10 protein-coding genes are annotated in these 12,607 nt (G+C 67.3%); all 10 read right to left on the bottom strand.

Annotated elements, in window-relative coordinates; genetic code table 11:
* On the bottom strand, positions 1 to 618 hold the full coding sequence (locus tag ACOQPE_RS05910; RefSeq protein WP_420610933.1) for a 4Fe-4S binding protein: 618 nt from the start codon (positions 616 to 618) through the stop codon (positions 1 to 3).
* A gap of 2 nt (positions 619 to 620) precedes the next feature.
* Complete coding sequence (gene nuoH, locus ACOQPE_RS05905; protein WP_420610932.1) at positions 621 to 1,649, bottom strand: NADH-quinone oxidoreductase subunit NuoH; 1,029 nt, start codon at positions 1,647 to 1,649, stop codon at positions 621 to 623.
* Positions 1,646 to 2,830 (bottom strand): NADH-quinone oxidoreductase subunit D 1, encoded by a 1,185-nt coding sequence (locus tag ACOQPE_RS05900; RefSeq protein WP_323671381.1) that lies wholly within the window; start codon positions 2,828 to 2,830, stop codon positions 1,646 to 1,648. Before ACOQPE_RS05900 ends, nuoH begins: the two co-directional genes overlap by 4 nt.
* Complete coding sequence (locus ACOQPE_RS05895) at positions 2,827 to 3,561, bottom strand: NADH-quinone oxidoreductase subunit C (RefSeq protein ID WP_420610931.1); 735 nt, start codon at positions 3,559 to 3,561, stop codon at positions 2,827 to 2,829. The genes ACOQPE_RS05900 and ACOQPE_RS05895 overlap by 4 nt, the downstream gene beginning before the upstream one ends.
* 2 nt (positions 3,562 to 3,563) lie before the next feature.
* Positions 3,564 to 4,130: an NADH-quinone oxidoreductase subunit B gene (locus tag ACOQPE_RS05890; protein WP_420610930.1), complete on the bottom strand. Its 567-nt coding sequence runs from the start codon at positions 4,128 to 4,130 to the stop codon at positions 3,564 to 3,566.
* 20 nt (positions 4,131 to 4,150) lie between these two features.
* Positions 4,151 to 4,516, bottom strand: a complete 366-nt coding sequence (locus ACOQPE_RS05885) for an NADH-quinone oxidoreductase subunit A (RefSeq protein WP_419917133.1) — start codon at positions 4,514 to 4,516, stop codon at positions 4,151 to 4,153.
* 125 nt (positions 4,517 to 4,641) lie between these two features.
* Positions 4,642 to 7,716 (bottom strand): hypothetical protein, encoded by a 3,075-nt coding sequence (locus ACOQPE_RS05880; protein ID WP_420610929.1) that lies wholly within the window; start codon positions 7,714 to 7,716, stop codon positions 4,642 to 4,644.
* 258 nt (positions 7,717 to 7,974) lie between these two features.
* Positions 7,975 to 9,168 carry an ISL3 family transposase gene (locus ACOQPE_RS05875; RefSeq protein ID WP_420609076.1) on the bottom strand — a complete coding sequence of 398 codons (1,194 nt, stop codon included), beginning with the start codon at positions 9,166 to 9,168 and terminating at the stop codon, positions 7,975 to 7,977.
* Between the two features lie 175 nt (positions 9,169 to 9,343).
* A complete protein-coding gene (locus ACOQPE_RS05870; protein WP_420610928.1) occupies positions 9,344 to 10,990 on the bottom strand; it encodes an NADH-quinone oxidoreductase subunit N in 1,647 nt (548 codons plus the stop codon).
* On the bottom strand, positions 10,990 to 12,606 hold the full coding sequence (locus ACOQPE_RS05865) for a complex I subunit 4 family protein (protein WP_420610927.1): 1,617 nt from the start codon (positions 12,604 to 12,606) through the stop codon (positions 10,990 to 10,992). Before ACOQPE_RS05865 ends, ACOQPE_RS05870 begins: the two co-directional genes overlap by 1 nt.
* Position 12,607 lies beyond the last annotated feature (1 nt).

The raw sequence follows: 12,607 nt of genomic DNA, 5'->3' as shown, positions 1-12,607 counted from the left end.
CTAGCTCCCCGCTCCAGACGCGAGCTCGCGAGCGCCATCGGCATCGAGCTTGCGCGCCGGCGCGAAGTCGTCAGTGCCGAAGTCGGGAACCTTGCGCACCTTCTGCTCCGAGCCGGGCTCGTACTCGAGGAACTCCGGCACGGTCTCCATCCACTCGCTCAGGCGGATCCGGTCGTGCAGCAGGTCGGCGATGTGCGGCTCGGAGTACTCGTACTCGGGCGACCAGAACAGCGCGTCGAACGGGCACACCTCCACGCAGATGCCGCAGTACATGCACAGCGCGTAGTCGATGTCGAACCGGTCGACCACATTGACCGAACGGACCGCACCGCCGGCGCGCCGGGGCGGGGCCTTCACCTTGTGGCCCTCGATGTAGATGCACCAGTCGGGGCACGAGCGAGAGCACAACATGCAGGCCGTGCAGTTCTCCTCGTGCAGGGCGATCACGCCCCGGGCGCGGTCGGGCGGGGCTTCCTTCTCGTGCGGGTACTGCACGGTCACCGAGCCCTGCTGGGGAGCAGGGATAAGCGTGCGGATACCCCGCTTGGGGAACAGCGTGCGCATCGCGGTGCGCGCCGTCACGCCAAGGCCCTTCAGCAGTCCGGGAAGTTGTGGCATCTCTACAGCACCACCTTGAAGATTCCGGTCACGACGATGTTCGCGAGCGAGAGCGGGATGAGGACCTTCCAGGCGAACTTCTGGAGCTGGTCTTCGCGCAGGCGGGGGTAGGTGAAGCGGATCCAGAAGATGATGAAGGCCACCACCAGGATCTTCACGAGCATCACGACCGGGCCGAGCACGTTGAGCACCGGCGCGTTGAAGTCGAAGCCGGGAATCCACCAGCCGCCCAGGAACATCACGGTGGCGAGCGCCGAGAAGGCGAACGCCGTGGCCACTTCGGCCATGAAGAACAGCAGGAAGCGGAAACCCGTGTACTCCACGTGGAAGCCGCCGACGAGCTCGGTCTCGGCCACGGGCATGTCGAACGGCGTCTGGGTCAGCTCGGCCTGGGCGGAGATCATGAAGATCAGAAAACCGATGAACTGCGTCAGGATGAACGGGTTGCCGATCAGGCCGAAGCCGAAGATCTCGCCCTCGGCCTGGGCACGCACGATCTCCTGCAGGTTGAGCGAGTCGGCCTGGATGACCACTCCCATGACGGCGAGGATCAGCGGCAGCTCGTATGCGATGAGCTGGCCAGCCGCCCGCAGGCCGCCGAGCAAGGCGTACTTGTTGGCCGACGCCCAGCCCGCCATCAGCACGCCCAGCACCGACAGCGACGAGACCGCCATCGCGTAGAAGATCCCCGTGTCGAGGTTCTCCACCACCGCGTCGGGGCCGGTGGGCAGCACCACGAAGAGCAGGAACGACGAGGCCAGCACCACCACCGGGGCTGCCCGGAAAACTCGCCGGTCGGCGGCGGCGGGGTGGATGTCTTCCTTCTGCAGGAACTTGACCGCGTCGGCGATGAGCTGCAGCGTGCCGTAGGGGCCGACGTCCTGGGGGCCGAGCCGGCTCTGCATGAACGCCATCATCTTGAGCAGGAACAGGTAGCCCAGCATGAGCGCAGCCGTGGGGATGACGATGAGCGCCACGCCCAGCTTGATGCTGGTCTCGGCCCAGTACGCCAGGCCCAGTGCCCCGGTCATCGGTCGATATCCCCGAGGATGAAGTACAGCGAGCCGAGGATGGTGATGATGTCGGGCACGTAGGTGCCCCGCATCACCCACGGCACCACCGAGATGTTGCTGAAGCTGGGCGTGCGGATCTTCACCCGGAACGGGCCAAGGCCGCCCTTGGACACCACGTAGTAGCCCATCTCGCCCAGCGGGTTCTCGGTGGAGACGTACGCCTCGCCGGCGGGCACCTTGATGATGCGCGGCACCTTGGCCATGATCGGGCCCGAGGGGATGCCGTCGAGCAGCTGGTCGACGATCTTGGTGGCCTCGCGGGTCTCCTGCAGACGCACCCAGTAGCGGGCGAACGAGTCGCCGTCGGGATGGGTCCAGACCCGCCAGTCCACCTGGTCCCAAGCGAGGCCTGGGTTGGCATCGCGGCGCAGGTCCCAGTCGACCCCGCTGGCGCGGAGGTTGGCGCCCGACAGGCCGTAGCTGAGCGCCACGTCACCCGGGATCACGCCCACGCTGCGGCAGCGAGTCTGGAAGATCTCGTTGCCCATGAGCAGGTCTTCCATCTCGTCGCAGAAGCCGCGCATCTTGGCCATGACGGCGTGCGTCTCGGCAATCCAACCGCGGGGGATGTCGTCTTTGAGGCCGCCGATGCGGTCGAAGTTGGGGTGGAAGCGACCGCCGGTGACTTCCTCGATCTGGTTGAGCACCCGCTCGCGGTCACGGAAGGCGAAGAACACCGGGGTCAGCGCGCCGACCTGCACACCCATGTCGCCGAGGAACAGCGACACGTTGGCGATACGGCTCAGCTCAAACAGGATGGTGCGGATCCACTGCGCACGGGGCGGGGCCTCCACGCCCATCAGCTGCTCGGCCGCCAGGATGAACGGCACCTCGTTGGCGAAGCTGCCCAGCCAGTCGATGCGGTTGATCAGCGTGGTGCACTGGGGATAGGTGCGGACCTCGCAGAGCTTCTCGTAGCCGCGGTGCATGTAGCCCATGAGGGGCTCGGCCGAGATGACCTGCTCGCCGTCGAGCTGGCAGGCGATGCGCAGCGTGCCGTGGGTGGCAGGGTGCTGCGGGCCGATGTTGAGCGTCATGTCGCCGGTGTCGAGCTCGACATTGACGCGGGCATCGGCGGCTTGGGCCGCCACGTAGGCCTGCTGTTCCCGCAGCGCAGATGCCGTCGGCGGGGGGCTCATGCGCCCGCTCCCGACGCTTCGAACTCGGCCATCACCTCGGCCTCGAGCTGGGCTTCGAGCTCGGGCGGGATCTCCTCGATGTCGACCACGCCGGGCCACGGCTTGACCGCACGAGCCAGCAAGGGGAAATCCTTGCGCAGCGGGTGGCCCTCAAACTCGGTGGGCAGGTAGATGTGCTCCAGGTTCGGATGGCCGTCGAAGACGAGGCCGAACATCTCGTGGGCCTCTCGCTCGTGCCAGTCGGCCCCGGAGAAGATGTCGATGATCGACGGCACCGATGCGGGAGCGCCGTCGGCCTCGGGCACGTCGGCCTTGATGAGCACGGCGGCGTGCCGGGCCGGCGAATGCAGTTGCGCAAGCAATTGGAAACGGGTCTCGCCGCCCCCTCGCCGCACGGTCTCCTCGGCCGTGGCGCTGGATGCTTCGTCGTCTTCCTCGCCGACGCCGGCGGCGTCGAACTCGGTGTCCTCGTAGCGACCTTCGGGCGCATCGGTCCAGTCGATGGCCGACAGGAAGCCGAAGTAGGCAAAGCCTGCGTCTCGCAGCGCCGACATCGCGCCATGCCACTGCTCGATGGCGATGCGCAGCCAGAGGTTCTGGCCGGCTTCCACGTGGGATTCGACCACCGCATCGCCGAGCAACTCGGACAGTTCGGCGGCGAGCGCTTCGCGCGCCTCGTCGCCGGGCGCTGCTGCGTCGTCTGTCTGCTCGTCGCCGGTGCCGTCGGCCATGGCTACGCCTGCGCCGATCCCGCGGGTGCTGCCGGCGATGTCGGCGCAGTGCGCGATGCTCCCGGCGCTGCTGGCACCACTATCGGTTCGCCGCGCCAGCGTTCTTGCATGTCCTCGCGCTGGATGCGCTCCTGCAGCAGCACGATGCCTTCCAGCAGCGCCTCGGGCCGCGGCGGGCAGCCGGGCACGTACACATCGACCGGGATGACCTGATCCACACCCTTGGTCACCGAGTAGCTGTCCCAGTACGGCCCGCCGCAGTTGGCGCACGAGCCCATCGAGATGACGTACTTGGGCTCGGGCATCTGCTCGTACAGGCGGCGGATGACCGGCGCCATCTTGTCGGTGACGGTGCCGGAGATCACCACCAGATCGGCTTGGCGCGGGCTGGCCGGAAACGGGATGACGCCCAGACGCATCACGTCATAGCGGGGCGAGCCGAATGCGGCGCCCATCTCGATGGCGCAGCAGGCGAGGCCCCACTGGTACACCCACAGCGAGCGCGCCCGGCCGAAATTCAGCAGCCAGCTCAGCGGCTTGGGCAGTTTGACTTTGTCAACCAGTGCCATCGCGGGAATCCCTCAGCCCCTCACACCCAGCGCAGGACGCCCTTGCGCCATGCGTAGAACAGGCCCAGCACCAGGATGAAGATGAAGATCGCCATCTCGACCAGGCCGAACAGGGCATAGACCTCGAGCCGCGTCGCCCAAGGGAAGATGAACACGGCCTCCACGTCGAACAGCACGAAGAGCACCGCGAAGACGTAGTAGCGGATCTGGCTCTGGGTCCAGTCGCTGCCGACCGGATCGACGCCGCTCTCGTATGCGATGAGCTTCTGGGGCGTCGGTCGCTGCGGCCGCAGGACCCGTGCGACTCCGAACATCGTGAAGGCCATCAGGACTGCCGCTGCGCCGAAGATTGCGACGGTCAGATAGCTCCGCAAGAGGTCGGACACGGACCGCAACGCTAGCGACTTCGCGCCACCCTGCGCCGAATCTCGGCCAGCGCTTCAGACAGCATCACAGCGTCCGCGAGCAGTGACTTCTCGCCGTGCGTGTCACGAAGAACAAGGCGCGAAGATCACTCGAAGACCGGTGGTGTCCCGTCGTGGACGGAGGGTTCGCAACACCAGTTGCGGGCGAGATCGCGCAGCGACCCAGCATCGGGAATACCGAGCAGGCGGGCTGCTGCTTCGTCCAACGTCGCTCGGGCAGGGTCTCGGTACGCATCACGGGCCGGCATGAGCGTCGTGCGCAAGAATTCAGACTCGGCTTCCAGCAATTCTTGGGCCGCTCCGTAAGTAGTCGCTTGGTTGAAGTCCGGGCACGGCATCTGCCGGATGCCTTCCAGTTGCGCACTGCTGCGTCCATGCTGCTGGCGCTGCGCTCGTGACCAGTGGACCACCATCCCGAGCGTCGAGTTCGCCCAGATCGCGAAGCCGAAACGGACGACGGGGTCGTCGTGCAAGAGCGCACACCAGGCCCGTCCACCCATGACCGGTTTGTCGGTGACCGCGGCAAGCGCCACCTGTGACGGCCAGAAGATGCCCCGCTGGTAGAAGAGCGTGGACCGGCAGCGTCGCATCTCGTCGAGTGCGCTCTGCGACCGGGAGCGTTCGGCGGCTTCGGCTTCTGCTTGGGCCTCCTCGATTGCTGCGTCGCTGGCTTTGCCGCCACTCGTCCGTGACAGCTTGCGTTGCAACTGGACGAGAGCACGTTCACGTGCATCGCTGAACCGTGGACCGACGACGTGACCGTAATGCGTGGGGTCAACGGTCAAGGTGGTCTGAGCCTCGGCATCGGATGCCCACAACGACGTGTCGGGGCGTACTTGATCGTCAGCGATCGGCCACAGCTCGAAGGCGCCAATTGGCTCATTGCCCGCGACATGGCCGATGCGGTGATGCGTCGGGCCAAGCTCGAACATCTCGCCGATTGTCGTCATGGCAACCTGGCATACGGGCTCGTGAGCGTCGAGGGGCATGAACTCGCCGCGCCGCGTCAGCCGCTCGGCAACGGCGACGGCCCCGAAGCTGGCCGCGCCGACGGCCGCCCATGGCCCGCCTCCGGCGGCGGGCAGCATGGTCCAGCGACCGGTCACCGCAGTTCCGACGGTGACGTTGCCCTCCCGCTGTGCCTCCCGGCCGCGAAGCGCGGCATCAACTGAGCGTCCCGTCTCGGCAGCAACGGCGATGCTGCCGAAAGGCTCATCGAGCGCCACCGTCATGATGTCGGCCTCGGAGAGGTCGGCGCGGGGTTCCGATCGCTTGGTGCCGGCGATGATCATCTCACCCATGGCGGTGTCGGCCGAGAGCGTCTTGTCTCCGCCGCGTGTCGCGCCGGGAAATGCCACGAGCAAGAGGTCGTCGAAGCATGTCTCGAACATGGCCCTGATGGATGACCACGCGGGAGAAGCAGCAGCGGTGATGGGGAGCACCATGCCGACTCGCCCGCCGGGGCTGAGCTTTCGGCGCGCGAGCTCACAGAACACAGCGGCAAGCCCGGCCTTGAGATCGGCCGGCGTGTCTCGGACCAAGGCCTGCGCCCGCTTCTGGGCGCGCTTGCGCTCGGCTTCTGTCGCCCCAGCGATGTCGAAGAGGGCTTGGCCCCCGCGTGAGCGCGAGTACGGCGGGTTCATCATCACGATGTCGAAACGCTCTTTGGGCGCGTACAGGCCTCGTGCGTCTGCCTCTGCGTCAGAGCGAGGTGCCGACCCTGTCGACGACGCCTCATATCCGAAGAGGTCGGCGAGATAATCGGTTTCGAGATACTCGACCGATCCGGTTGCTCCCGTCGGTCCGCATGCCTGCGCGACGCCGATGTTGGTGTGGCGGTAGTCGGCGGCGGGCTCGATGTTCGAGAGGCTCGATGCAGTCAGGTGGGCCGCTATCGGCGAGATATCGACGCCGCAGAATCCTTCCTCCATCAAGTGCGTGTGCAGTGCAGCCAAGCCTTCTGGCTGCGCTCCCGCCGCTCGCGCAAGGGCGCGAACTCTCCGATAGGCCGCACGGAGCAGAGTTCCCGTGCCGCAGGCGAAGTCGGCGATGCGAAAGACCTCGCCCAGGTGATCCGACTCGCCCAGCGCCACCGCGCGGGCCGAGCGCGGCAGCCGCACACTGTCGTTGACCGTGAGGTGGGCGAGGAACTCCGCGACCTCTGGCCGCGTGTAATAGCTCGCTGCTTCGGACCTGTCCGAGATAAGGCGCTGGAACAGCTCGCCACCGATGTCGAACACGCCGAGCACACCCGATTCGACCCGTCCGGCGATGAGCGCCGCCCGTCCCAGCAATCGAGCGGTGCGCGCCGTTCCGAGATCTCGATAGACGATTCGCAGAGCAGCCTCCGCGGGGTCGAACACTGATCGGTAGTCGATCCTGCGAATCGCCTGCCAGGCCTTTCCGACCAACTCGGGAATCGGGTCGTAATCCGGCGCTGCCTCCGAACGCTCCGGCACGTCGGGGTGCGCCTGCGCGATCCGATCCTGGAACAGGAACGCATTCAGCCACACCACGCCGACTACGTTGAGGCTGTCCGAGCCCGACGGCCGTCCCATCGCGGCCGCCAGCCGAAGCTTGGCGTCGTCGCTGAGGTCCGCGGCGAGGTCTTCTGAGATGCCGCGCATCTTGTCGGCAGCGTCGGCGGCAACCAGCTCCAGTTGACCCGGCGGAACAGAAACCATGACCGCAAGCTCGGCCAGCGACTGCGCCGTGCCGGTGAGCCAGCCCGCCCGAGGCCAGCGGCCCGGCTCTGCCGCATCGTCTGATCGAGAGAGGACGGCGTACTGCAATTGCGCTCCGCCGACGAGGCGGCTCACGGCGTCTTCGTGATCAGTCCACTGCTCAGCCAGCGGGGGCGCGAGCACCGAGATCGCCGAGGCGATCACCCGACCGTCGCCGACGAATTCGAGGCCCAGCCGTGCCTCGGCATCGCGGTCGGGCTTGGCGCCCGGGCGGTCGTATTCGACCTCGACAGCAACCGGCAAGAGATTCTTGGCCCTCACCAACACGTCCACACGGCGCGAGCCGCCGCCGGAGACGGGCCTGAGCACGCCGACGCGCTCGTGGCTGAAGATGACGCGGTCGTCGGCATGCATTCGCTTCATCGCCTCGGCCAGCGCGGCGTTGAAGTCGTGCTCGTGGAGCTTTCCTTCGGCCATCGAAGCATCCCCGCTCGTTCTGGAGGGCCTGCGAACAGTGCGTCTTGGTTGCTTCAGAGAACTCGCCACTCACTCTACGGAGCGATCAGCCCTGTCTCGATGACGCCGCCACCTGTCGGCACGCCGCACGATGCGTCCGCAAGTGCACACAATCGCCCGCTCTGCAACCTCGGCGCCGAGGCAGGAACGCCCGAATTCAAAGTTTTGAGAGCCTTCGCGTTTTTTTGGGATGGGGCTGCTGGGCTCGGTGGGGTCAGGCTATGTGGTGAGGATGCCGCGGGCTTCGAAGTTGGCGTGGTTGGTGAAGCCGTGGGCTTTGCGGCGCAGGACTTGGAGCAGGTTGTTGGTGCCTTCGATGGGGCCGTTGCTGGGCCGCCCGGCGCGGTGCCAGCCGAGGATCTGTTCGTGCCAGGCCAGGAACGTGTCGACGATGCCGCTGAACTCGGGGATCTGGCCGGTGCCGTAGATGTCGGCGAACCGGTCGAGCGCTTCGAGGGCGCCTTTGCGGTCTTTGGCGAGGTAGAGGTTGTGCAGCTCGCCGAGCGCGTCCCAGGCGGCTTTGAGCCGAGGGTGGGCGGCGAACAGGCCGTCGAGGCGTTCCCGCTCGGCGGCGTCGAGGGTGTCGGGTCTGCGCATGAGCAGGAACCGTGCCCGGAACACGTCGGGGTCGAAGCGGGGCTTGGCGCCTTCGGGGCGGCGCTGGACGTCTCGGCGCACCGCGGTCAGCCCGGCTGCGAACCATCTGATGACGTGGAACCGGTCCAGCACGTGGCGGGCGTGGCCCAGCCGGGCGTCGATGGCTGCCTTGTATGCCTTCGAGCCGTCGGACACGACGACCTTGACGCCGCGGCACCACTTGTGGCCCTGGGCGGCCAGGAACGCCGTCAGGGCTGCCTGGCTGCGGTGGGGCACCATGGCGAGCACCTCGCCGGTGTCGCCGTTGACCAGCACCGTCACGTAGCGGTGCCGACGGCGGATCGAGGTCTCATCGACCAGCAGCAGCCGGCACCTGCGCCGACGGCGATGCTCGCCGACCAGCCCCGCCCAGGCGACCACCAGCGCGTTCACCAGGCCCCAGCCCAGCCGGTGCCGGCGGGCCGCCGCGTTGACCGTCATCGCCTGGGCGTCCTGGACCACACGGCGTGCCAGCCGGGCCGTGAGACGGCCCTCGAACGCCGGGTGGTCCTCACAGAATCGACGGCCGCACGGCTCGCAGACCATGCGCCGCCGCTCCCAGATCAGCGTCACCGGCCGGCCCGACACCTCCAGGTCGCGCACCTTGTTGTCGCGGCGGTCATGGGTCCGCCCGCTCGGCGCCGAACAGTGCGGGCACTTCGGGCGCACCACCGTCGAGGCGACCCGCACCACCAGCCGCTCCGGCAGATCGGCAAGCACTCCCAGCACCCGCACCTGCGGCAGCCACAGCCGCACCGACATAACATCTCTCGCCATCGAGGCCCTCCAGGGTTCGGCGTCTCACGAACACCGATCCCAGCAGGGCCTCGACCCCTACCCAAGGACCCTCAACCCACCGTCATCCCAAAAAAACGCGAAGAGCCAGTTTTGAAACTTACGAGAGCTTTGAATCTTCGTTCAAAGTTATGCAAAGCAGGCGGGCGGTTTGGGGCTACGGGACGATCGACAGGACGGCGTCTCGGCTCCATTCGAGGAGCGTCTGCGGGAGTACGCCGACGACGACGGTCGCCGCAACGGCAAGGCCGATCGCGAGGACTGACGTGAGGGGCAGACCGCCCCAGCGTGGCCGGCCCGCTCGTGCGGCCGGGGCACTGTCGTCGCCGTCGGCCGAATCCTCCGGGGCGTACATGGCCAGCACGACTCGCAGGTAGGCGAAGGCGCTCACCACCGCCGTGACCATGGCGACTGCGGCGAGCACGTAGCCCTCGGCGCCGATGGAGGCCCGGATGACCTCAACCTTGGCCCAGAAGCCGGATGTAAACGGAACGCCGGCCTGCGCGAGCAGCAGCACGGTGAACGCGAGCGCCAGGACTGGGCGACGACGTGCAAGACCGCCATAGCGGCTGAGGGCGTGAGTGCTCGCGTCGGATTCCGGCGATCGAAGCTCGGCACCGACCACCGACAGCACGGCGAAACTGCCCAGTGCCATGAACGAGTAGGCGACCAGGTAGAAGACGGCCGACGAGACAGCGTCACCGCCGCCCGCGGAGCCGTATGTCACGACACGAGATGCCTCGCCGGCAACCCTCACGAGCCATTGCGCTCTCTCGCCGCTGCCGACGACTGACGAGAGGCCGACGAGCACGAAGCCCGCGTGGCTGATCGAGCTGTAGGCCAGCATCCGCTTCACGTCGTTCTGGCAGATCGCCATGACCGCGCCGACAGCGAGCGTCGCGAACGCCAGCCCGATGAGGATCGGCGCCCATGCGGTGCTCTGCTCTGCGACAGCCACGTACAGCACCCGCGCCAGCGCGGCGAAGCCAGCCGCTTTGGCGATCGACGCCAGGTAGCCGGTGACCGGGCTGGGCGCACCTTCGTACACGTCGGGCGCCCAGAAATGGAAGGGAACGGCGGCCACCTTGAACCCCAAACCGACCAGCAGCAACGCGATGCCGACGAGCAGCAGGTAGTCGGTTTCCAGGTTGAGGTAGTCGCTGTCATAGCGGTTCGATCCGAACAGGAAGCCGCCCATTCCGCTGAGGTTGGTGCTGCCGGTGGAGCCGTACACCAGCGCGATGCCGTAGAGGAAGAACGCTGAGCTGAACGCCCCGAGCACGAAGTACTTCATGGCCGACTCGCGTGCCGGCGCCCGCCGTCCTGCCAGTGCGATCAGCACGTACAGGGCGATCGACAGCGACTCGAGACCGAGGAACAGCACGATGAGATCGTTCGCACCGGCCATGACCACCGCACCCGCAGCAGAGGCGAGCAGCAGCGCTGCGAACTCCGGCGGCGCCATGCCATAGCGGTCGAGGGCCGAGTGCGCGACCAGCGCCGTCATGACCACACCGGCGCCCACCAACACCGTGAGCAGCAGGCTGAAGCCGTCGCTCACGAATGCGTCGCTCAATGTGGAGCGCGACGCGGACCCCCAGTCGCTCCACTGCGCAGCGGCCACGATCGCGACGGCACCGCCAGTGGCAATGGAGGTAGCGGTGGATGCCCAGTCCGGCAGCGCACGAGGTGCCAGCGAGGCCACCAGCAGCAGCCCGAGCGCAGCGCCGACGAGGATGATCTGCGGGGTGAGCAACCACCAATCGACGGCCGGGGCCTCGAACCCGATTTCGACCTGGGCCATCAGTGGCCGTCCTCGTCGTGCTCACCGGTGCCATCGCCGTGGTCCAGCACCACCGGGTCGCCCAGTTCCGGCACCTCGAAGCCGCTGTATTCCTCGAAGTGCTCGAGCAGCTTGTCGGCAGCCGGTTCCACCGCGTCGAGCAGGGGCTTCGGGTACACGCCGAGGGCCACCGCGGCGATGACGAACGGCGCCAGCGTCATCAGCTCGCCCCGCCGCAGGTCGGCCGTCTGGCGGTCGGCTGCCGCGGGAGGCCCGTGGAACACCCGCTGGTAGGCCCACAGCAGGTACAGCGCTGCAAGGATCACCCCGGTGGCAGCGATGACCGTCCAGACCGGCCGTGTGTCGAACGAGCCGATCAGGATCAGGAACTCGCCCACGAACCCGTTCAGGCCCGGCACGCCCACCGACGACAGCATGATCAGCGTGAACACCCCGGCATAGACCGGCGCTGCCGACTGGATGCCAGCGAGCTCGTCGATCTGGCGGGTGTGACGCCGCTCGTACAGCATCCCCACCAGCAGGAACAAGGCGCCGGTGCTGATGCCGTGGTTGACCATCTGGACTACGCCGCCGCCGATGGCCGTCGCTGTGAAGGCGAAGATGCCCAGCACGATGAAGCCCATGTGGGCCACCGAGGAGTACGCCACGAGGCGTTTGAGATCACGCTGCATTGCCGCGGTGATCGCACCCCAGATGACGCCCACTACGCCGACGGTCACCAGCACGGGCGCGGCCCAGTCGGACGCCTCGGGGAACAGGTACAGGCCGAATCGCAGCAGGCCGTAGGTGCCCAGCTTCAGCAGCACGGCCGCCAGCACCACCGAACCTGCGGTGGGCGCTTCGGTGTGCGCATCGGGCAGCCAAGTGTGCAGCGGCACCACCGGCACCTTCACGAGGAAGGCAATCGCGAACGCCACGAAGCAGAGGCGCGCCGTGTTGGTGGCCAGACCCTGCTCTTCGGCGAGTGTCACGAGGTCGAACGTGATGCCGCTCTCGGGCGAGCCGAGCACGGCCGTGGCCACGATCGCCACGAGCAGCAGTGCCGAGCCCGCCATCGTGTAGATGAAGAACTTCGTAGCCGCGTAGCGACGCCCCTCGTATCCCCATCCCGCGATGAGCAGGTACATGGGCACCAGCACCACTTCGAACATCACGAAGAACAGGAACAGGTCGAGCGCGACGAAGGCACCCACCGAGCCGGCCTGCAGCAGCAGCATCCATGCCGTGTAGGGCTTGGGATCGTGGTGCGGGTCGACGCCGGCCAGCACGATCGGCACGACCAGGCTGGTCAGCACCACCAGCCACAGCGAGATGCCGTCGACGCCGACATGCCACGAGATGCCGAGCGCCGGGATCCAGGACTGCTGGCTGACGAACTGGAAGCCGTCTCCGACGGTTGCAGCGTCTGTTGCTGCTGTGACGTCGAATTGCCACGCCAGCGCCAGCGCCAGCGCGCCGCCGATGGCCGCGAACAGCGTGCCGAGCGGGCGGGCCAGATCGGGACGGCTGCGCGGCAGCAGGGCGACTATCAGCGCCCCCACCGCGGGCACGAAGATCAGCGCGTTCAGCAGCGGGAAATCGCTGGCGGAGCCCGAAGCGACAAGCAGGGCGCCCATG

Source organism: Candidatus Poriferisodalis sp., assembly GCF_965219595.1.
Classification (GTDB): Bacteria; Actinomycetota; Acidimicrobiia; order Acidimicrobiales; family Poriferisodalaceae; genus Poriferisodalis.
Note: the sequence above shows the minus strand (reverse complement) of the source record. Positions and strands in the feature narration are given on the sequence as shown.

What these genes read in the sequence shown, in the direction of transcription:
- ACOQPE_RS05875 (WP_420609076.1), bottom strand. Translation starts at nt 9,168, where the DNA reads ATGGCGAGAGATGTTATGTCGGTGCGGCTGTGGCTGCCGCAGGTGCGG.
- ACOQPE_RS05865 (WP_420610927.1), bottom strand. Translation starts at nt 12,606, where the DNA reads ATGGGCGCCCTGCTTGTCGCTTCGGGCTCCGCCAGCGATTTCCCGCTG.
- ACOQPE_RS05870 (WP_420610928.1), bottom strand. Translation starts at nt 10,990, where the DNA reads ATGGCCCAGGTCGAAATCGGGTTCGAGGCCCCGGCCGTCGATTGGTGG.
- ACOQPE_RS05890 (WP_420610930.1), bottom strand. Translation starts at nt 4,130, where the DNA reads ATGGCACTGGTTGACAAAGTCAAACTGCCCAAGCCGCTGAGCTGGCTG.
- nuoH (WP_420610932.1), bottom strand. Translation starts at nt 1,649, where the DNA reads ATGACCGGGGCACTGGGCCTGGCGTACTGGGCCGAGACCAGCATCAAG.
- ACOQPE_RS05910 (WP_420610933.1), bottom strand. Translation starts at nt 618, where the DNA reads ATGCCACAACTTCCCGGACTGCTGAAGGGCCTTGGCGTGACGGCGCGC.
- ACOQPE_RS05895 (WP_420610931.1), bottom strand. Translation starts at nt 3,561, where the DNA reads ATGGCCGACGGCACCGGCGACGAGCAGACAGACGACGCAGCAGCGCCC.
- ACOQPE_RS05900 (WP_323671381.1), bottom strand. Translation starts at nt 2,830, where the DNA reads ATGAGCCCCCCGCCGACGGCATCTGCGCTGCGGGAACAGCAGGCCTAC.
- ACOQPE_RS05880 (WP_420610929.1), bottom strand. Translation starts at nt 7,716, where the DNA reads ATGGCCGAAGGAAAGCTCCACGAGCACGACTTCAACGCCGCGCTGGCC.